The sequence below is a fragment of the Roseobacter sp. S87 genome (assembly GCF_055693285.1).
On record NZ_JBVFTR010000002.1, the window covers coordinates 41,489 to 62,637 of the forward strand.

16 protein-coding genes are annotated in these 21,149 nt (G+C 62.4%); 9 read left to right on the forward strand and 7 right to left on the reverse strand.

Going from position 1 to position 21,149, the window contains the following annotated elements; all coding sequences use genetic code 11:
- The first annotated feature begins 10 nt into the window (after positions 1-10).
- The 4 genes from ACZ1HA_RS00315 (at position 11) to ACZ1HA_RS00330 (ending at position 5,137) form a co-directional block, all read left to right on the forward strand.
- Positions 11-670: a rhomboid family intramembrane serine protease gene (locus tag ACZ1HA_RS00315; protein ID WP_472712431.1), complete on the forward strand. Its 660-nt coding sequence runs from the start codon at positions 11-13 to the stop codon at positions 668-670.
- Positions 671-737: 67 nt separating this feature from the next.
- A complete protein-coding gene (locus ACZ1HA_RS00320; protein ID WP_472712432.1) occupies positions 738-1,583 on the forward strand; it encodes a hypothetical protein in 846 nt (281 codons plus the stop codon).
- A gap of 441 nt (positions 1,584-2,024) precedes the next feature.
- Positions 2,025-2,426 carry a hypothetical protein gene (locus ACZ1HA_RS00325; RefSeq protein ID WP_472712433.1) on the forward strand — a complete coding sequence of 134 codons (402 nt, stop codon included), beginning with the start codon at positions 2,025-2,027 and terminating at the stop codon, positions 2,424-2,426.
- Positions 2,390-5,137: an autotransporter outer membrane beta-barrel domain-containing protein gene (locus ACZ1HA_RS00330; RefSeq protein WP_472712434.1), complete on the forward strand. Its 2,748-nt coding sequence runs from the start codon at positions 2,390-2,392 to the stop codon at positions 5,135-5,137. The genes ACZ1HA_RS00325 and ACZ1HA_RS00330 overlap by 37 nt, the downstream gene beginning before the upstream one ends.
- A 52-nt stretch (positions 5,138-5,189) precedes the next feature.
- Here ACZ1HA_RS00330 and ACZ1HA_RS00335 read toward each other — a convergent pair whose 3' ends face one another.
- On the reverse strand, positions 5,190-6,326 hold the full coding sequence (locus ACZ1HA_RS00335) for an acyltransferase family protein (RefSeq protein ID WP_472712435.1): 1,137 nt from the start codon (positions 6,324-6,326) through the stop codon (positions 5,190-5,192).
- A gap of 159 nt (positions 6,327-6,485) precedes the next feature.
- Between ACZ1HA_RS00335 and ACZ1HA_RS00340 the strand changes: the two genes are divergently transcribed.
- A complete protein-coding gene (locus tag ACZ1HA_RS00340; protein ID WP_472712436.1) occupies positions 6,486-7,325 on the forward strand; it encodes an ATP-grasp fold amidoligase family protein in 840 nt (279 codons plus the stop codon).
- 98 nt (positions 7,326-7,423) lie between these two features.
- Here ACZ1HA_RS00340 and ACZ1HA_RS00345 read toward each other — a convergent pair whose 3' ends face one another.
- A complete protein-coding gene (locus ACZ1HA_RS00345; protein ID WP_472712437.1) occupies positions 7,424-8,407 on the reverse strand; it encodes a ParB/RepB/Spo0J family partition protein in 984 nt (327 codons plus the stop codon).
- A 52-nt stretch (positions 8,408-8,459) separates the two neighbouring features.
- Positions 8,460-9,842: an AAA family ATPase gene (locus tag ACZ1HA_RS00350; RefSeq protein ID WP_375227244.1), complete on the reverse strand. Its 1,383-nt coding sequence runs from the start codon at positions 9,840-9,842 to the stop codon at positions 8,460-8,462.
- A 450-nt stretch (positions 9,843-10,292) separates the two neighbouring features.
- On the opposite strand from ACZ1HA_RS00350, the gene ACZ1HA_RS00355 reads away from it, so the two are divergent.
- The gene (locus tag ACZ1HA_RS00355; protein WP_472712438.1) at positions 10,293-11,354 is read left to right on the forward strand and encodes a replication initiator protein A; all 1,062 of its coding nucleotides are present in this window, start codon (positions 10,293-10,295) and stop codon (positions 11,352-11,354) included.
- On the opposite strand, the gene ACZ1HA_RS00360 is transcribed toward ACZ1HA_RS00355, so the two are convergent.
- Positions 11,344-12,501 (reverse strand): glycosyltransferase family 4 protein, encoded by a 1,158-nt coding sequence (locus ACZ1HA_RS00360; RefSeq protein ID WP_375227242.1) that lies wholly within the window; start codon positions 12,499-12,501, stop codon positions 11,344-11,346. The genes ACZ1HA_RS00355 and ACZ1HA_RS00360 overlap by 11 nt on opposite strands.
- Before the next feature lie 147 nt (positions 12,502-12,648).
- On the opposite strand from ACZ1HA_RS00360, the gene ACZ1HA_RS00365 reads away from it, so the two are divergent.
- Positions 12,649-13,500 (forward strand): sulfotransferase domain-containing protein, encoded by an 852-nt coding sequence (locus tag ACZ1HA_RS00365; protein WP_472712439.1) that lies wholly within the window; start codon positions 12,649-12,651, stop codon positions 13,498-13,500.
- Here the strand turns inward: ACZ1HA_RS00365 and ACZ1HA_RS00370 are convergent.
- The 3 genes from ACZ1HA_RS00370 to xrtD are packed head-to-tail and all read right to left on the reverse strand — an operon-like array spanning position 13,472 to position 17,112.
- Positions 13,472-14,437, reverse strand: a complete 966-nt coding sequence (locus ACZ1HA_RS00370) for a hypothetical protein (protein ID WP_436397447.1) — start codon at positions 14,435-14,437, stop codon at positions 13,472-13,474. The genes ACZ1HA_RS00365 and ACZ1HA_RS00370 overlap by 29 nt on opposite strands.
- A complete protein-coding gene (locus tag ACZ1HA_RS00375; protein WP_375227239.1) occupies positions 14,434-15,471 on the reverse strand; it encodes a hypothetical protein in 1,038 nt (345 codons plus the stop codon). The genes ACZ1HA_RS00370 and ACZ1HA_RS00375 overlap by 4 nt, the downstream gene beginning before the upstream one ends.
- Before the next feature lie 36 nt (positions 15,472-15,507).
- Entirely contained in the window at positions 15,508-17,112 is a 1,605-nt protein-coding gene (gene xrtD / locus ACZ1HA_RS00380) for a VPLPA-CTERM-specific exosortase XrtD (protein WP_436397445.1), read from the reverse strand.
- Positions 17,113-17,299: 187 nt separating this feature from the next.
- Between xrtD and ACZ1HA_RS00385 the strand changes: the two genes are divergently transcribed.
- Positions 17,300-18,355, forward strand: coding sequence for a glycosyltransferase family 2 protein (locus ACZ1HA_RS00385; protein WP_472712440.1), 1,056 nt, complete (start codon positions 17,300-17,302; stop codon positions 18,353-18,355).
- A 176-nt stretch (positions 18,356-18,531) separates the two neighbouring features.
- Positions 18,532-21,149, forward strand: a 2,618-nt coding sequence (locus ACZ1HA_RS00390; protein ID WP_472712441.1) for an HAD-IIIC family phosphatase, incomplete at its 3' end; no start/stop codon positions are given.

The window sequence follows — 21,149 nt, forward strand, 5'->3', positions numbered from 1 at the left end:
GTCGGATCCCATGACCCTGCCCCGCATCCCCGCTGTGCTCGCTGTTCTGATCGCCGCCTGCGCCCTGGCTGAAATACTGCTGCAGCTGAGTGATCTGCGCATCGCCTTTGGCCCGCGACTGCGGCTGACGGTCTATGAATACACAGGTTTCTGGCCGGGGCTGCTGAGCGACTGGCGACCGAACTATGCGCTCCAGCCCTATACGATGTTCATAACCTATGCCTTTGTGCACGGTGGCCTGCTGCACCTGGCAGTGAATATGATCACCCTGTGGAGCCTGGGTCAGGGCGTCATCGACCGGGTGGGACAGAAAGGCTTTGTGCTGCTCTATGGTGGCGCGGTTCTGGGGGGCGCCCTGGGCTTTGGCCTGCTGGCAGAGACCACACGGCCCATGGTCGGGGCCTCAGGCGGTCTCTTCGGACTTGCAGGGGGCATTCTGGCCTGGAACTACGTTGACCGCTTCACAACCGCTCAGAGGCTCTGGCCTGTGGCACGGGTGGCTCTGCTGCTGCTGCTGCTCAATCTGGTCATGTGGTGGCTGCTGGACGGGCTGCTGGCCTGGGAGACCCACTTGGGGGGGTTTATCGTGGGCTGGATCGCGGCTTTGCTGATTGATCCGCGCAGCCTGCCCCCCCTGCCGGACGAGGACCCGGAGGATCCCACAGGCTGACAGACTGCAGCCCTGCAATAACCCTGGATTTTTACCATATTGCCATATCGACGCCACGTTGCGGCGCGTGATAAGACGCAGCGACATTTTTTATCAGGCGGATCTTCAACGTGCAGCATTCAGATCTCCCCCTCTGGCGACGCTCTGGATCGGTGAGGCGCTCACCGGCATCGAGCGGCTGTCCGCACAGTCCTTTCTGGACCATGGTCACCGCCTGATCCTCTACAGCTATGACCCGGTCGCGAATGTCCCCGACGGGGTCGAACAGCGCGATGCGCGCGAAGTCTATGACGTTGGGCGTATCCTGCGGTATTACGGCGGCAAGGGCAGCCCGTCCCTGCATTCCAACCTTTTCCGGTATCAGCTGATGGCAAAGACCGACCAGGTCTGGGTGGATCTGGATATGATCGCGCTGCGCCCCTTTGACATCAAGACCGACCACATCTGCGGGTGGGAGAACGAAAAACACCTCAACGGGGCTGTACTGCGCCTGCCGGCCACCTCCCCTGCCCTTGCGGAGCTGCTGCGCTATGGCCCGGATACCTATGGCCGGCCCTGGGCAGCGCCCTGGCCGCGCCGCCTGCGCTGGCTGGTTTCGATGCGCGGGCGCAAAGCCCCTGTCACCGACTGGCCCTGGGGCTCCACCGGGCCGACAGCCGTGACCTACTACATGCGGAAAACCGGCGAGATCGAACACGCCCTGCCCGTTGCTGCCTTTTATCCGATCCCCTGGACAGAGGTCGAAAAGCTGATCATAGATAACGGGCTGAGCATTGACGACTTTCCGCAGACATATGGCATCCATCTGTGGGGCAAATTCATTCACCGCGCCCTGCAGCAGATCGGCGGCCAGCCTCAGCCGGGATCAATCCTGGCCCAGCTGATGCAGCGGCATGGTGTGGACACCGTCTGAAGCCCGTAAAAAGACAAATATCCCCACATAGGGTATCTGATCCGCAGATCACCCCGATAGCTGCAGATACTGTCTGTGATGCGCAGATTCCTGCGCATTTCCGGCGTTTTGGTGGTTTCTCGCTTAAATTGAAAAACCGGCTTGGACCAGGTCTTCCAATCCCCTAACCCACCGGTGACTCACCAGGACCCGTTGGCAGTTCCGGACATATTTCTGACACACCAAGACCCATCAGGAGCCACATCCGTAACCACAAACGACCATAAACAGGCTGTTAACCATAATTAACGATTCCCTCGTACCGGGAACGACAAAATCGGGAGTAGACAATGACTTTGACTTCAGTTCGGTCAGCCGCTTACTTGTACCATGGTTATTTTCTGTTCTCTGCGGACCTTCCGCACACCTGCATTTCTGTGCTCTCTGCGACGGAGCATTAGTATGCTGGGCCTTCTTCTTGGATTGATCGGGGCCGGTGCTGCCGCCGCGGCCGCCGGCGGAGGCGGCTCAGATGACGAGGATGTCACCTGGACCACCCCCCGCCCGCAACCAGCGGACAAAGACCAGCAGCCCGCTGCGTCACCGCCGGTCGTGGATCCGGCCATACCGCAGCAACCTGTCCCGGAACCAATTGTTGTTGCAGGGACGCCACCGGCAGAACAGGCCCCTGAGACGCCCGTCTCTCAACCCGCACCACAGCCGGCAGAGCCTGAACCCCCTGTATCAGAGACTGAAACGCCTGCATCGGGCCCTGACACCCCCCTGCCCCGGACACACAGCCGCCCGCCTCCGGAGCCGGGCAGCCTGTGCCGGATGCTCCCGATCCTGAGCCGACGGTTCTGAGCGCTGATTTCTCGGCTCAGGTCATGGCCGGGCGGGTGTCAACGCTGGAACTGCCGGGCGCGGATATCGCCTCGGTCCGGGTGATCGAAGGCCCTGACTACGGCCATGTGTCGATCAACCCCGACAACACCATCGCTGTTGTGCTCACGGGCACCACCGACACTGCACCGCTGAATTTCTCGCTGGGCGTGACATCCACGGACGGTACCGTCACCACCTACACAGCTGATCTGGATGTAACGCCCATCAGCCAGGAAGCCGGATGGGGCACGGGCAACCATTACAAGCTGGCCACCGATGCAGACGACAACACCATCGTGGAACACGGCGAGATCCACCAGAAAGTCTATGTATCGGGCAGCGAAGGTGCCCTCACCCGGGCCGATATCGCGGCCCTTGAGAACATGTCAGTGTCGAAAGTCACCGGCCACTGGCTCGCCAATCATGCCACCTATGGCAAGAGTGCCGATATGGCCCTCGCCGAAGACGCAGGCCTGCCGATGTGGAATGCCATGACCAACACCGGCGAGGGGTCCTCACACTGGCTGCTCTTTGAGCGGGGATATCAGTATGACAACCTGGAAATGCCGCTGGGGCGCGAGGCTTTTGGGTCTTCGGAACTGAACCCGCTCTACATCGGCGCCTGGGGCGAGGGCGCGCGGCCCGAAATGACCTCGCGGATGACAATCACCAATGGGTCCAATGACAACCTGATTTTCGACGGGCTGGAATTTTCGGACGGTGTGACCGTGTTCTATGCGGATAACATCATCTTTGAGGATGTGATGATCCGCGAAGAAGGCATCAACATCCAGAACACCGACGGTGTGACCTTCCGCAACTCGCATATCATCGATGTGGTGCGCGATGCCCCCTCGAACGGCGGGGATACGTGGAATGGCCATGCAGACCGCGTCAGCGGCCTTTATGCCAACAAGACCGAAGGGCTGCTGATCGAGAACGTCTGGACCGATCACACCGGCTGGGCCGATGATTACCGCACGGACCTCTCTGCAGAGGGTGGCCAGGCGCCAAGCATCTACAGCCAGAATATCTATATCAACTATGATAACACAGACGTCACCCTGCGCGACACGATCACCATGCGCGCGGCTTCCTTTGGCGCCCAGGTGCGCTCCGGCGGGTTCATCGAGGACAACGTCTTTCTGGACAACCAGGCCGCAGTGAACAGCCTGCGGGGCCTCAACGGCACCACAGACAACGCCTATGCGCTCTATTCCGGTAACCTGGTGACCTCCGGCGCGCATCTGCTGGTGGATTCAGGCCCGAAAGGTGCCCTGACCATGGGCATCGATTCCTACACCCGGGATGCAGCACTGGTCGGTAATATCGTCACGCATCTGGCAGACCCGGACAACCCCGCCGAAATCGCGGAAAAAACGGTCGGTCATGATGCGGTCCGCAGTGCCTCTGCCTATTACGATGACACCATCATCTATAACTGGAACGGCACCTATAACGCGGCCAAGGCCGAAGAGATCAACCAGAACGTCGACGGGCTGGACCGGGATGTGCTGGATCAGACGACGATCCAGAACTACACCGGCACCGTGCTGAACAAGGACAAAGGCACCATCGCCGAACTGGCGGATCAGCTGGAGGCCCAGGCCTATGGCATCCGCGAGGCGACTGTGGATGCAGACAGTATCATCGACTACTTCCAGGACGGTTTCGGCATCGATACCACCGAACGGAGCGAAGCGGCCCTGGTGCGCTTTGTGCCCAGCTCCACAGGCGACGGCGTCCGCTGGGACAACCGTCTGAACTGGGACACCCAGGACACCCCGGGCACCGCGGCAGGCGACAGTGTCGATCTGGGCGGCAACCAGGTGAACTTTGGCGGCACCAGCACCCTGAGCCACCTGAATTTTGGCGACGGCGGCGCACTGGCTGTCACCCAGGGACGTCTGACCATCGAAGGTCATATATTTGCCGGTGACCGGGGCGCGGATCTGCACATCGACTACGCCGGTCAGTTCTGGGCTCACGGCTATACCGACAGCGACATGCTGCGGATTGATGCCGATGGCGGGCGGCTGGTAAACACCGGGCTCTGGACCGGCACCACAGACTTCGACATCAGCCAGAACACCCAGGCGGTTCTGGCCACCGACGGCGCGGATTTCATCGTGAACGGCGACAGCCGGCTGACGATCACCGGCGAGGACGCAAAGGTCGGCTTCGACGGTGATGACAATGACACCGCCACCGCCCTCTTCAGCGATGAGGCCGAGCTGCGCTTTGTGGCCGAAGAGGGTGGCCTGTCCACCATCCGCGAGTTCTACAGCGGCACCTTTGACGGTGATGCACCGGATGTGCGCTCGGGGGTTAACCTGGGTGGCGTAGACCTGTCTCTGGATGTGACCGATATTACCAACGGCAGCACCTTCCGTCACAACCTGATCGAAGTGGACGAGCTGATTGGCGGGATCGGCGATCTCAGCATCACCGGGCTTGGCAGCCGGGACGCCAAGATTGTGGTCGACTACGAACAGGACGTGCTCGAGCTGTTGCTGGGGCCGCAGGGCTCGGGCTCAGGGGCCATTGCGCTGGAAACCTGGGGAACGGAAACCGATGCCCGCAGCGATACCGGGCTCTGGGACGCGCTGACCAATGGCCATGGGATTTACCCCGACGACCTGCCCGCGGATATCCCCGAGGAAATCGACAATATCGAAGCTCTGATCTGATCTTTCGCATGCGAAAGATCAGAACTCATCCTGTTGTTTAAAAACAGCTTTTCTACTCGCGCTGCGCAAGTGGCACAGGCTTTCGGTGTTTGAAACCCAAAAACCAGGCCTCGAATGTCCGGAAACTCACCTCTGCGATCAGCACCGAGACCACCACAAAAAGCGCTGTGGTCCCCCAGGGACCCAGCCCCAGCGCCGTGCCCGCCTCGACACCGATATGCCGCCCGATCATATGATACAGATAGAGGCCGTAGCTGATCTCACCGATGCGGGCGACAGGGGACCAGGCCAGAGGGCGCGCCAGCACATGCTGCTCACGCAGGACGATGCTGATGAGACAGAGGGTCATGCACAGGTGCACCAGCAGCGCCGCCCCCCCGACCAGCACCCCCGGCCAGACGATCAGCAGCGCCAGCAGCCCGCCAAAGGTCACCAGCGGGGCAGCAGGGTGCCCCATGAGCCGCCAGGCCGCCGCATAGCTCTCAGGGCGATGCAGGAGCACCGCAGAGAGCGTCCCCAGCAGAATGGCCGCATAGCTGCCCACCGGCAGCCGCCACAGCGCATACGCCGTCTCAGGCGCGCTCAGACCCGTAAAGGCCAGATACTCCGCTGCAGAGAGCACACACAGCACAATCAGCGCGATCAGCACCCCCGGACGCGCCAGTCCCCGCACCGGCAGCAACAGCAGCAGCAGCGGCCAGATCATATAGTACTGCTCCTCAACCGCGAGCGACCATGTGATGGTCAGCAGCGGGATGTCAGTGGTCAGGAAATTAGAGAGGAAAAGGTAGTAATAGAGCCATATATCGAGGAACTGCGATTGCCCTTTGACAAAAATGTAATAGACCCCCACAGCCGTCACCACGAGGTAGTACACCGGCACGATCCGCAGGATCCGGCGCCAGTAGAACCCGCGCAGGGAAAACTGCCCGTTCCGCTCCTCTTCGCGCAAAAGCAGGGTCGTGATCAGAAATCCGCTGAGCACAAAGAAGAAGTCCACGCCCAGGTAGCCCCGGTCCCACAACAATGACGTGCTGTCCCGGGCCGCGCGCAGCGGACTGTGGTGCCACATGACCGCGATGATGCATAAAAACCGCAGTCCGTTGAGGGAGCCGAAAAACCGCTGGTTGCGGTACGCAGCCCAGGCGGCCTGTGCCGTGTTCTGCTGCTGTTGTGGCGCCTGCACCATCTGCTGTATCCCCGGACATCGTTCCCCGGCGCGACCCTATCGCAGCCGCCTCAGAAAGACGAGACAGGACAGCACCTTCCGACCTGCAGGTGTTCCGTTGCAGACAGCCTTCCCCTATGGTGCGCGCATGGGGCGATACAGGGCAGGCAGGCAGGATTGATGCGGCAGGGAATAGACAGGCTGATCCCGCTGAATGACTTCGGCGACAGGATCATCTCATATCTGAGGTTCATCCGGTATAACGGCCGGCGCCCGGCGGATATTTCGCTGCTGAACGACTATCTCTATCACAGGAAAACAGGGCAGGGGGCGCATGACCCGCTGCAGGCCTATGTTTCCGACAAGGCGTTTCTCAAGGACTATGTCACTGCCAGGCTCGGCCCGGGCCATAATGTGCCGACCCAGGCTGTGCTCGGATCCCCCGCAGAGGTGCAGTCCTTTGACTTCTCCGACCGCTGCGCGATCAAGCCCACCCATCTCAGCGGGCCTTTCATGCTGCGCACTGCAGGTGAACCAGTCAGCCGCGAGGTCATCTGCAGCTGGTTTGACAAAAACCACTACGTCTGGACCCGCGAGAAAAACTACCGCTATCTGACGCCCAGGGTCATCGTGGAAGACCTGATCTTTGACCGCACCGACAACGCGGACATCAAGTTCTACTGCTACAGGGGCCGCGCCCGCATGGTGCAGCTCGACCTTGGCCGGACCGGCACTCACGAACGCATGTACTACAACCGGGACTGGGTCAAACTGCCCTTCTCCAAAGGCGGCAGACCGATGGCCGATGGCGAGACCCCGCGCCCCGAAAACCTGGACGCCCTGCTGCAGATCGCCGACCGCCTCAGCGCGGATTTCGAGTTTGTCCGGGTCGATCTCTATACCGATGGCGATACCATCCTTGTGGGCGAACTGACGCATTGCCCGGGCAGCGCCAACTCACCCTTTATTCCGGCCAGCGCCGAGCGGGCAGCGTCTGATATTCTGTTCGGAAGAGTCTGATACCGCCTGTCAGTGCCTGTTTTCGCATGCGAAACACAAGGGGCGGCAAGGGACATCTCAAACGGGTTTTTCTGCCGGCAGAGCGGGCCTGTTCCGGGTCACCGCCTGGCCAGAAATTCCCGGAGCGCCTGTGCCAGATCAGGCGTGATGCCTTTGCCGCTGAGCACGATACGGCCACGGGATGTCTGCAACCGAACCCCCGGCGCAACCTCTTCGGGGGCCGCGGCAGCAGGCGCAGGAGGCCGCAGAACGCGTTCCAGCACCCGGCGTTCGGCGGCAGCATCAGCAGGCGGGCTCTTGCGCAGCGCCTCTTTCAGACGCCGGGCAAACCCGTCCTCTCTCTCAAGCGCGGATACCAGTGAGAGCCCCAGCTTTTCGGGAATGGTCTCAGGATAGGCAAGATGCGCCCCCAGCGCCTCACAGAGCCGGACAAAACTGTTGATCTTGGACCGTTTTGCCGCCGGCGCATGGGCGAAAAGCACCCGGACGGCCTCTGACGGTGTCGGGTAAACCCCCAGTCGCGCGGCCTCACAGGCGAGGCGGGCGCGTTCATAAAAAGACAGATTGGCGCGGATCTCGTTTTCCTCGACCATCGCCACATAGCCGTCGGACACCGTTTCAACCGGCTTGATCAGAGCCTGAACCACAGCAAACCGCGCCTCGCCGGTTTCCGCATGCAGGCGGCGCAGGGCATGCAGACGCCGCCAGCCCGAAATCAGCCCATAGCGGCCCTCTGCGATCTCTACCACCTCGATCGGGGTCTGCTGGCCCCGGGCGCGCAGACTGGCCTCCAGCACCGCCTGATCACCGGCATCCTGGGACATGCGGTCACGCACCATATGATCCTCAACCACCGACTGCAGCGGCAGGGACTGCACCACACGGCCCTCACGCCGGTTGCGTGCCACCTCATCGGCAAGGGTTTCCAGCGCCGCCTGGGCGGCAGCCTGCCCGGCCACATCGGCAATCGGTGCCCGCGCTCCGGGCCGGGGCCCGAAACCAGCTCCGGTATGTGTCTCTGTTTCGGGCAAAACAGACTCTGACAGGCCGGTTGCAGGGGTCAGTCGTTTGCGTTTGGCCATCATGGCCTCCTTTCGGAACATGTCAGGGCAGGAGGGGGCGGCAGACGACAGGTCATTCCGCCGCCTGACCGGTCGCCGTCTCCGCCCGCCGCCAGATCCCCAGCAGCAGTGTTTTGAAGGTGGCATAGGTTTCATCGAATGTAGCCCGGCCCCGGGCATAGGTATCCCGGTTGAAATCCCGGTAATCCGCCTCGTAGATGCCGTTGACGCTCTCGCCAGCCTGGCCGATGAGTGCGGTGAAGTCCTGACGGTAGGGCTGCAGTGTCCGGCCCAGATAGGCCTGCATCAGACCCGCCATTTCCGCCTGCTGGCTGCCGTCATAGCGTGTGATGACCGCCTGCACCGCATCCCACTCAAAGGCCATCTCCGGGCGTCCAAGCGCCCGGGCCGCCATGTTCTCGCCCTGCTCGATCGACTGGAAGGTGGCATGGAGCATGTCAAAGAACCGCCCAGTGCTGTCAAACTCCAGAAAGGAGGCCCCGAGCGGGACCAGCAGGATATCCGCCGCTGCCAGTCCGTTGATCGTCAGATACCCCAGCGCCGGGGGCGTATCGAGAAAGACCAGATCGTAGTCATCCAGCACGCCATCTGCGCTCAGCACATCACCGAGCGCATCCCAGAGCTTCCAGCCCCGCGACTGGGTGCGCCAGACCGGGATCTGGAATTCCGACCAGTAAAGGTTCAGCTGCGCACCGATCAGATCAATGTTGGGCCAGTGCGTGGACTGCACCACATCACGGGTGCGCAGGCTCAGCGCCTCTGTCAGGGTCTCATCCAGCGGCTGCGGTGCCTCTCCGCGGTCCAGACGGCGTTGGTTTTCCTGCTGCAGGGCCAGCGCGTAGTGGCGCGCCAGCAGCGGAAACACCGTCTGCCATTCATCCGCCACTGTGCCACCAAAGACCGAGGTCATCGAGCCCTGGCTGTCCAGATCAATCACCAGCACCCGGTAGCCATCGAGCGCTGCGGACATGGCCAGATGCGCACAGGTCGAGGTTTTCCCAACGCCGCCCTTGAAGTTGGCCACCGCCACGATCTTGGCGGGCTGACCGTCGGGCCGGTAGGGCACATAGTCCTTTGATTTCGAACCTTCAGCGGCAAAATGCGCCCGCAGCCGCAGTACTTCATCAAGCGCGAACCACTTGGCGCCGCCATCGGTTTCTGAACGGCCCTGCGGCAGATCCGGGTTCTGGCGCAGCACCCGCCGGAAATGAGCGGGTGCCACCGGAATGAGATATTTGGTAATTTCCCAGGTCGAAAAGAGACGCAGGGCCTTTGTTCCGCTTTCACTCAGCCCGCGGGTGACCAGATCTGTGCGTCCCTGCCGGCAAGCCTCGGCGATCCGTGCGAAATCAGCACTTCCGCTGGGCGGCTCAAGGCTTTCCATCGCCTGATCCGGCGAGATATTGAAGTAAGGAGGAAGGGTCGTACTGCTCATGACCGCCTCTTATGTTATCTGTTTACAGCAGAATGTCATAAAAGGTGTTACATGGCAATAATCACATATCACGCAGCTCTTTTCTAAGAAAAATCAGAAGGTTGCCATACGTGTTGTTGCTGTTTGTGCGGGAGCTTCAGAAAATTGTTCGTTAAATAATTGTTATAAAATATAGTTACGCATCTGTCTTTGCGTAAAAAGTATAATGTATTTCAGGTGTTTGGTTGAAATTCTGCACCCTGGAGTGACTCCGGGACCACGAAATGAAGCGACTCTGTGACCACGTTGGTGTGACTCGGAACCCCCGATGTCCGGTGGACGCGTCGGCTGTGGATAACTACAGTCAGTGTTAATGAAACCCCGAATCCCGCTAACGGGATCATCACGAGCATCAGGCCCCTCCGGATCAGGCATTTTCCCGGCTGTGGGTCGCAAAGACAGGACATGCCGATGGCCACACAGGAAGGGCAGGGTATCTGCGCGCAGACAGAGGATTTCTTTGTCTGTGATTTTTTCGGCGCGAGCCCGAAACATGATCTGGCCTCAATGGAGCATCCGCTCTTTTCGCTCTCCACCCGGCCGGACCGGCGTATTCTGTCCTACCGGCATAACGACACTGAGGTGACGGTGACGCCCAGTGTCAGAGGGCGGGCAACGATCTTTGATGCGGATATTCTGATCTTCTGCATCAGCCAGCTGGTGGCGGCGATCAATGCGGGAAAACCGGTGGCCCGGACCCTGACACTGACGGCACATGATCTGCTCCGTGCCACGCACCGCGATACCTCCGGCGATGGCTACCGGCGTCTGCGCGATGCTTTTGAGCGTCTGGCAGGCACGCGGATCACAACCAATATCGCCACCGGTGACCGGGCGGATCCGGTGGAGGTGACGCGTGGGTTCGGTCTGATCGAGAATTGGGAAATCGTCCGCCGGACGCGGGCCGGGCGGATGGTCAGCGTGTCGGTCACCCTGTCGGAATGGCTTTATCGTGCGGTGCTGTCGCGGTCGGTTCTGACCCTGAACAGAGACTACTTCAGCCTGCGCAAGCCGCTGGAGCGGCGACTTTATGAGCTGGCGCGCAAACACTGCGGCCGTCAGGCCCGGTGGCAGATTTCGGTAACGGTGCTGCTGCGCAAATCCGGTTCGGCCTCTCCGCGCCGGGTGTTCCGCGCCATGCTGCGCGAGATCATCCGGGCGGATAACCTGCCCGACTACACGCTGGAGGAAGTGCCCGGTGACATGATCATCGTGCGGCCCCGCGCGCCGGTCAAAGCAGCAGATCCCCGGGCAGAGGTGATCGAGGCAGGCTTTGCCGCCGCACCGGTGCTCTCTGCGGACGCGCTGCAGGAGGCCCGGAGGCTGGCGCCGGGGATGGATGTCTATGCGCTGGAGGCGCGCTGGCGGCGGTTCTGGGAGCACAGTGGCAGGCCGGCGCTGCGGTCTGCGGACAAGGCATTTCTGGGCTGGGTCCGCAGTCAGGCTGACCGGGATCCGGGCATCAGGCCGTAAGCCCGGACAACGCGTGCTGCCGGACCCAGCCTGTGTCATCTGCCGGGTCCTGCAGGAACAGATCCACCAGGGCGGACCATTCCAGCCCGATGGTAAGACCTCTGAGCGTGTCCGGTGCGGCCGCCGACAGCCGCGCAAAAAGCCCTTCTTCGGTGCACAGGCGCGCCACCTCATCCGCCAGCGCCTGCGGTTCTGAGGCGGCAAAGACCAGCCCGCCCTGACCGGGGGTGATGCGGCGTGCAAAGGCAGGATGGTCCGACAGGATCAGCGGGCTGCGCGAGGCCAGCGCCTCGTAGATCGTATTGGGCAGACCTTCAGGATAGCTGTGCCGTGAGGGCACGATTACCGCGTCATGGGCGGCCATGCGGGCGCGCACCTCTGTATTGGGGATCAGCCCCAGAAAGCGCAGGTGTTCTGCAATCCCCAGCCGCCTTGCCTCTTTCTGCCAGTGCTGCAGATCACCGCCGCCGGCCAGGGACATGCCGGCCATGATGCCGCGCTGGTGCAGCAGCTGCACCGCGCTGAGACAGTCGCCCACCCCTTTGTCCGCGCTCAGCACCCCGGCATAGAAAAGCTGTGGGCGGGCAGGGTCGGCAACCGCCTGCCGGGCGTCCGGTTCGGCCGTCACCGGACTCCAGTCCCAGGGCACGACCCTGTCGGCGGACAGGCCCAGCACACTGACCAGCGACTGTGAGGCGTTCAGGCTGTGGTTGGCCACACAGGGGGCCTGTGCCTGCGCAAGCGCCCGGCGCAGCTGCCAGTGGCGCACCTTCCGGCGCAGGCCGCCGGGCTGAAAGAGATCGGCAAAACACGGCAGAACGGGAATGCCGCGCCTGGCAGCTTCTGTCAGCACAGCGCGGAACGGCGAGCGCAGGATCAGACGGTCAGGTCTGAGACGGTCCAGCAGCGCGCCGGCCTCTGCCGGTCCGGTCCGGGCGCGGATCATGCCCACAGCCGCCAGCCCCGGAGCCAGGGTCTCTTCACAGGCGGTTGCCCCCAGACAGAGCGTGGTGACCTGATGCGCCGGCGCCAACCCGGCCACGTAGGCCACCGAAGCCTGCTGATCGCGGTAGGTCTCCGGTTCCCCGCGTGCCAGACTGTGCCAGGCCTCTGCGTAATCACCTGTCTGCACAAAAAGGATGTTCATGACCGTCCCTGCCTGATCTGCCCGTGCCCGGGCGCGCACCGCCTGGTATTTTATCTTGCGGTACCTGTCCCGGCGCGTTTAAGCAAGGCACCGGCGCAGGACAGCCCCGCCATCCCCTATCCCGCCCCATAAAAGGCCTGCATTGACGTGTTTCCCGCTAATACATTCCTGATCGGTGCCCAGAAATCCGGCACGACGTTTCTGGCAGCCCTGCTGGATCACAGCCCGCAGGTCTGTGTCTCCGATCCCAAGGAACCGCATTATCTGACCCATAACCACAGCCGCGGAGAAGCCTTTTACAGAGACTGTTTTTCGGATCCCTCCGCGCCGGTCCGGCTGGATGCCTCGACCACATATACGGTGCTGCGCCCGCGGGCGCAGATGGAGGTACCGGATGCGCCGGGTATTCTGGATCCGGTGCCGGACCGTATCCGCGCTGCGGTGCCCGACGCCCGGCTGATCTATATCATGCGGGACCCGGTCAAACGCGCGGTCTCTGCCTGGCGGCACAATGCGCGCAGCAAACCCGCGGTGCAGGCGCCCCAGTCGCTGATCGCGGCCATGCAGGAAGATCCGATGCTGCTGCTGACCGGGCGCTACGCTGATCAGATCGAGCGCTACCTGGAGGTCTTTGCACCAGAGCAGTTTCTGTTTCTCGACTTTCGCGAACTGACCCGCGATCCGCTGACCGTGCTCGCGCGCACCTGCGGTTTTCTGGGGATTGAACCGCCACAGGTCGATCCTGACGCCATCGGGGAAAAGCGCAACAGCAACTATCAGATGACCGGCGCGGGCCATCTGTTTGAAACATACAAAAAGAAAATCCCCGGCCTGCAGCGCAATCTGCGCCGGCTGTTGCCGGATCAGGCGCAGCGGGTGCTGATCGATCGCGTCCTGCGCAGGCCCTCGGAGGTCAGTTTCTACGACGAAGCGGAGGCTGCAGCACTTTTTGAAGACGACCGGGCCCGGGTCAGGACGCTGACCGGTCTTGAGATCTGACCGCAGCGCCGCAGTCATACCCCAGTGCAGCCAGATCATAGCCTGTCAGGGCGCTCAGGCGCTGGTTGGACTGTGCAAAGGCCGGCCCGACCACCGCGCTGACCGTGTCAGACAGGTATTTGCGGTGCGGCTTGCCGGCCACCGCCAGCAGCCCCTGGTCAAGATAACGCAGCGCCCGGTTCTTGAGCCGGAAAGACAGCGGGTTGTCACTGTATGTCTCTGCCCGCAGATCCGGCACGTTGATCCATCCGTTCAGCAGACGTTCCACTCGCATGCTGGTTGCTGTCCGGGCGGCGTTGACCACCTGGCGGGGCAGGGGCATGGGCTCTGACAGACCGGCAAAGCGGCCCAGTATCCGGGCATAGTCGTCTGGTGCCCTGTACAGCAGTTCCATCGGCAGGGCGCATACGTTTTCCGGGGAAAACAGTCTCTGATACGTGGCAATCGTCAGATCATACTCAAAGTGGTCCAGCCTGATAACAGGCCGGAACCCCGGCCCGTCGCGGGAGGCCACGAGCATGTCCTGCAGATGTCGTGTGCCGCCCTGGCGGATGTACTGGTAATAGAGTGACAGTATCGCGGATTTCTGTTCCCGGACGCCAATCAGAATACGGGCCTCCGGAAAACAGTCTCTGATCCGCCCGGCCACCCGGTCGAGGTAATAGGCACCATACATCGGATCCCCTGAAAGCTGCTCATGCGAGATGACCGGAACTCCCGGGCCGCCGCTGTCATACCCGGCGTAATAATCCGCTCTGATCTGCGCGGGATCAAAGCGTTCGGGGTGGGCCAGCACGAAATGCTCCACGGCGGGCCCGGACTGTGTGCCCCAGGGGGCGGAAAAAAGATCTTTGCTGGCAAAGACAGTGTTCTGCAGATAAGTTGTTGCAGTCTTATGATACCCGATGTGAATGAGCGGCGGTGGACGAGAGGTCATGATGCACTCAGGGGCTCCTGTGTCGCGGTCAGGGCAGCGATCCGGCTGTTCAGCCTGTCAATCTCGGCATCGAGGGCAGCCGGGCGCAGACCGATGTGCTTACTGAGCGTATGAAACCGCCAGCGCCAGTCAAGCTGTTTGAGGGCGCCGAGGTGGTTGTCCAGCGCCATCTGCGGTGTCCAGGCCGCCCGGGCCGCGGCCAGCTGCGCCAGATTTGCGTCAAGGTCGATCCGGTCGAACGGCAGCAGCGCTCCGGGCCAGTCGATCAGGCCCAGATCGCTGTGGGGCGGCACACCGGCGACAACCGCGCCCGAGGCCAGCGCATCGGTCCAGCGCGCAGTAATATATTCCTTGGATTTATGCGTATAGCTTTCCGGGGCCGCGAGATTGGAATGTGCGATCACAAAGCGGCTCTGCCCGTAGTAGTCCCGCAGCAGGACGGGCTGCTGCTGGCTGAGATCGGGGATATCGGGCGGGCGTCCCTGAAACACCAGTCCCTGTGCGGTGGCCTTTTGCGTGGTGATCCCGTCGTCATCCCAGGCCGGGGGCTGGCGCCCGATGCGCAGGATGTCAAAGGCGCGCTCTGGCCCTGCTGAGCCCAGATTCAGTGCATCACTGCCCCAGCCCAGAAAGAGCGCACGGTCCCCGAAGCGGCTCTCGTATTCCTCCTGGTCATAGCGCTGGCAGTACGCGATCACGTCAAAGGATTTCAACTGCCAGGCTGGCGGCAGATGATGGGTGCGGAAACTGTCGATGATCCACAGCACGCGGATGCGGTACGGGATTGTCATCACCTCCGAGCGGAGCATCCGGTCGATTTCCTGTGGTGAGCGCAGGATGCAGATGGCCACATCCGCCCCTGACCGCGGGGCGCCCGTCAGCGCGGTGCGGACGCGTGCCATCCGGCTGATGCGGTGGCGGCGGAAGTTGATAATGCGCGCGTCAAACGCCTGAGCCGCCAGTCGGATCATGTGATGAATGGGGACCCAGCCGACCTGTTCGCGGGTGGTGCAGAAAATATCGGTGCCTGCCATCCGGCGGTCCTTCACAGTCCAGAGGCCGCCGGTGGCTTACTCGTTCGGAATGAAGCGGGGCAGTACCGGCAGCGTCTCGTTGAGAACTTCCCTGAGCCGCTCTTCTGCTTCCGCATCCGTTTCATCCTCTGTGATCAGCGTGGTCAGCCTGACCAGCGCACCATCGGTCCGTCCGGTCGAGATACCGTCCAGCATCAGATAGAACTTGGCGGCGAAATCCCAGGCAATTTTGCGGCCCTTCTGCTCGAACCAGTAGTAGACCATCATGCGCGTCTCGCCCTTCTGGATGACCGCACGGTTGATATTGAACGGTGTGTCAGAGCCCATCTCTTCGGTGATATCGGTCCGTTCCAGCCAGGCAATCTCCCAGCCTGCACCGGGCAGGCAGATTTCCGGCGAGTGCACACCGCCCTTGCTCTGGTCGTAATACCAGGCCGAGAAGAAGCCCACGCTGGCTTTAGCGCCCTCTTTGACGAGCACGATCGAATGGTAGTCATCCGCGCCCAGCGACCGGGTGACACCGGCGCCCAGCACATCCGCAGGGCCGCTCTGGCGCCAGTCGCCCAGCTGACGGGGGAAGGTCGAGAAGGTATCGCGCGGCACCGTACCGGTATCGCGGTCGGGCACGGCCTGCCAGGCCAGCGCACCGGCCACCATGATGGCCGCAGCTGTGATCATCGCCGCGGAGGGCTGGATAAAGCGCAGGCGCATAGCCTGGGTCCCCAGACCATCCGTGTCCAGATCCAGCGATTCCGTCAGGCTCATCTTGCTGGGGTGGAAAAACAGCATCACACGCGCCAGCAGGAACAGCAGGATGATACAGGTGATAAAGATCACCCAGCCTTCAAAGAAGTGGGTGAACCCTTCCAGCCACTCGATGCCGTATTTGTCCGCCAGCACACCGGCAATGGCGATCCGGACAGAGTTCATCAGCACAGTGATAGGTGCCGCCGAGATCAGCAGCACTGCCTTGTGCCACATCGGACCGCGGTAGAGCACCGCGAAGATGTAGGAAAAGCTCATGATCGGGAACAGATAGCGCAACCCGGAACAGGCCTCGGCCACATGCAGTTTCAGCACGCCCAGATCGATGATGTTGCCATCCAGGAAAACCGGCACGCTGAACAGCTGCAGGAACCAGACGCCCAGCTCGGACGAGATCAGCTGCAGCACAGAGGACAGTTTGTAATAGACCACACCGGGCAGCGGCAGCATGTAGACAAGGTGCAGAACAGGTGGCCAGAAATGCTTGCCTGTCTCCCAGCCAAAGCTGATCAGCAGCACGCCACCGACCCAGATAATGGTCGCATAGGCCACAATATCAGAGATATTCGCCAGTTTTCCCAGCGCACCAATGAAAACGGCCAGCAAAACAACGGTGACACCGACCCAGCGGTTGCGCTTGGGGCCGGGATCAATGGGATATTCCTTGAGCTGGCGCAGAAAAAGCAGCAGCGACAGGACAGGGATCAGGGGGCCGTGGCTGTATTCGGGCAGCTGCCAGGCTTCCAGCAGCGCGTCCAGACCATCGATAAAGAAAAACCCCGCACCCAGCGTGGCCACCGCAAACCAGAACAGTCCCCAGTGCATCTGCCGGGGGGCGGATTTGGCGGATGTATCAACATGAGTAGTTGCAGACATGAAAACCGAACCTTACTAAAAATCAACCAGAGCTCTGACTCCGGCGCTTATATCAGGATTATCCTCAGAGGCATAGTGACCTACAAGATTGTTATTAAGGCGGTCTCACCCGTGAAACCGCTTTGTTTTATAAAGGGAATACTGTCTGAAATGAGTCACTTACGTGGTTTTTCCGGGGGTGTCCCGCGTGACGGTGCCCGCAGGCGGCAGTGCGCCGCAGGTCTGTGTCGATATCGGTGTTTTTGCGTATAACGAAGAGGCGCAGATCGGTGCTCTGATCGCTGATCTGGCGCGGCAGACAATTTTTGAGACCACAGAGGTCGATCTGCAGATGCTGGTGCTGGCCAACGGCTGCACCGACAATACCGTCGGGGCGGCGGAGCAGGCGCTGGCTGCTCTGCCGGAGACCGTGGCGGCCCGGATCCGGGTGCTGGATCTGGAGCAGGGCGGCAAATCACGCACAGGGCACCGGTATATACACGAGCTGTCCCGGCCCTCTGCGGAAATGCTGGGGTTCATGGACGGGGATATCCGCCTGCCGGCCCCCCGGGCGCTGCTGCAGATGGTGCAGCGGATGCAGGCCGACCCCGGGCTGCGGGCCTTCTCCAGCCGTCCGGTCAAGGATGTTGTGCATGACGACCTGCCTGTGGGGACCATGGCGCGCGTGATTGCCATGGGCGGGGACGGGCTGACGGATTTCCGCAAATCGATCTGCGGGCAGCTTTTTATGTTGCGCGGGCAGACGGCGCGACGCATCGGTCTGCCCGCGGGTCTGCCGGTAGAGGACGGGTTCATCCGCGCCATGACCCTGACAGAGCTTTTGTCTGCCCCCGAGGATACGGACCGGATCGACGGGGACCCGGAGATATTTCATGTCTACGAATCCATTCGCAGCCCGCTGGAACTGATCCGCCATCAGATCCGGATTGTGGTCGGGACGGCGGTGAATGCGGCTCTGTTCCGCAGGATAAGGCGTGATGCGCCGACCGAAGAGGCTGCGCACGGGATGCTGATGCAGGCCGCAGAGGACCCGCGCTGGCTGCGCCGGATCCTGCAGGAGGATCTGCCGGTGCGCCCGTATGGCTATGTGCCGTTCGATCTGCTGACCAAGCGTCTGAAGGCCGGGCCGCGGCGCGGTTTGCGGGGGCGGGTTGTGCTGGCGCTGGGGCTGGTACTGGATCTGGTGGCCTGGCTGGGGGCCAGCTGGCGCATGTGGCGGGGCCAGGGCGCGGGGCACTGGTAGGGCCTGCGGGCGCCCGGGGGCTGATTTCCCGGAAAATCTGTCGTATGCAGGCGGCGATTCCGCGACCCCGGCGCTGCTTTGGGCAAAGAGGCGCGGGTCGTAATACAGACTTAATCTGTGTGTAGTTCAGAAGTTCCGGGGCTGCTGCGCCCCCTGTTTGACGAGACCAGAAAACCATGACCACAGCCTCCGACACCTATCACGCCGCAGAAGACGCCATGGGAATCCCGCCTGTCGCAGAGCGGGGCCGGCACAATCAGAACCCCGAAGGGATCGGTTTCTGGGCCCTGGTGGCCGAGGACTTCGCGACCCATGAGCGCCGGCTTTTCGAACAGGGTTTCTGGGCGGTTTTTGTACACCGGTTCGGCAACTGGCGGATGGGCCAGCCCAGGATCATCCGCGCGCCTGCAACCCTGCTTTATCGCGTCCTGTTCAAGCTGGTGGAATGGTTCTGCGGCATTTCACTGTGGTACACCGTCAAGCTCGGGCGGCGGGTGCGGATCTGGCACCACTCGGGCATGAGCCTCGGCGCCCGCGCGATCGGCGATGACGCGCAGATCCGCCAGAACACCACGCTTGGTGTGGCGCAGACCGGGCAGAATGACCAGCTGCCGATCATTGCGGCCGGGGCGGATATCGGGGCCGGGGCCTGCATTGCGGGGGCGGTCTATGTCGGACGTGATGCCAAAATCGGGGCCAATGCGCTGGTGCTGACGGATGTGCCTGACGGGGCCACGGCCATGGGCAACCCCGCTCAGATCTTTGGCGCGCCGCAGCCCGCGACCGCCCCGGAGGTGCAGGTGCCCCCGAAACAGACGGGCGCTGCCCGGCAACCGGAAGAGCCGATGCGCGGCGCCCCCCGCGATATGGGCACAGTTGCGCTTCTGGGATCGGCCAATCTGGACTATCTTGCGATGAGCGTCACAGCTCAGTCAGAGCGGTTTGGTCTCATAACAGAGACATATGTGCCGCCTTTCGGGCAGGCTCAAACCATGCTGCTGCAGCCTGCAGGCACGTCCCCGCTGGAAGAGGCACTGTCAGGGCCGCTGACCGCAACGCTGATCGCGGAGCGGGCCGAGGATCTGCTGGGCGGGGTATATACCGCCCCGCTCAGCCTGCGCGTGGAAGACCGCGATGCCTGGCTGGACGAGGCGCTGGCGCCCCTGCTGCAGCTTGTCCGCAGCGCGCGGGACCGGCTGACGGGGCCGGTGTTCGTCCTGTCGCTCTTTGCACTTACCCGCTCCAGCCTCGGCCAGGCGGACGGGCGCAGTGACCAGGGGCTGACCGCGCTGATTGCCGCGGCCAATGACCGGATCGCGGCGGCGCTGAAGGACATGACCGATGTGCACCTGCTGGACGGTGCCGCCATGCTGGCCGATGTTGGCCGGACCGCTGCGGATCCGGGTCAGTTCTGGCATATGGGCCGTGTCCCGTTCAGCGCGGATTTCTCTGATCATCTGGCCCGCCGTCTGCTGGGCGGGCTGCTGGCGCTGCGCGGGGCGACGGCGCGTATTCTGGTACTGGATCTGGACAATACGCTCTGGGGTGGGGTGCTGGGCGAGGACGGTATGGAGGGGCTCGACATCGGTGGTGCCTATCCCGGTTCTGCCTATGCGGCGTTCCAGCGTGCGCTCCTGGCGCTGAACCAGCGGGGCACAGCACTGGCGGTGGCCAGCAAGAATGACGAGGATCTGGCGCTGCAGATGATGGCTGAACACCCGGAGATGGTCCTGCGCCCCGATGATCTGGTCACCCACCGGATCAGCTGGAACGAGAAAGCGACCGGCATCGCCGATATGCTCGACGAGGTCGGGCTGGGGGCGGCCAATGCCATGTTCATCGACGACAACCCGGTGGAGCGGGCAAAGGTGCGCAGGAACCTGCCCGACTGTATCGTACCGGATTTCCCGGCGGCCCCTGAGGACCTGGAACGCTGGCTGCTCGACAATCCCTATCTCGACAGCCTGGAACTGACCGGATCCGATCTGAAACGTTCGGCACAGTATAAAGTGCGCGCGCGCGAGAAGGTGGCACGCCGGTCTTTTGAGAATGTCACGGATTTCTACCGCGATCTCGGAATGCAGCTGACCTTTGAACCCTACGGGCCCGCCAATCAGAAACGGGTGCTGCAGCTCTTTGTCAAAACCAACCAGTTCAACAGCACTCTGCGCCGCCACGATGCCGGTGCGGTGCAGGCGATCCTGGAGGAAGGGGGCGAGGTCTTTGCCGTTGGTATTGCCGACCGCCACAGCCCCTATGAGCTGATGGGGGTGCTGGTCCTGCGGCCGGATGGTGCGATGAAGGCGGCCTGGCCCGATGACGCCGCTGTGCAGGCCACGGGCGGCGACGGGACATGGTGGGTCGACAGTTTCCTCCTCAGCTGCCGTATTCTGGGCCGCACTGTAGAGACTGCTGTCGTGGCCTGGGCCAGTGCCCGCATCGCAGAGAAGGGGGGCACAGAACTGATCGGTCAGATCATCGAGGGGCCCCGTAACACCCCGGTCCGCGATGTCTTTGCCCGGGCGGGTATGACGGCGCGTGATGTTGCGGCAGATCAGGGTGCCGGCGGACTTTTTGTGCATGATGCAGGACAGGGCGCGCTTGAGGTGCCGGATTACTTTACGGTCGGTGACACTCCGCCGGCGGCGGCGGCCGCCGCCGCATCTGCCCCAGCCCGCCCGAAAGCACCGGCGCGCGCCGCGGCCCCGGTCCTGCCCGCTGCCGCACCGGTGGCGGCCCCCGGTGTGGCGCTGCCGCCTCAGTCAGAGGCACAGCTTGCGGCAACCTTCCGGCG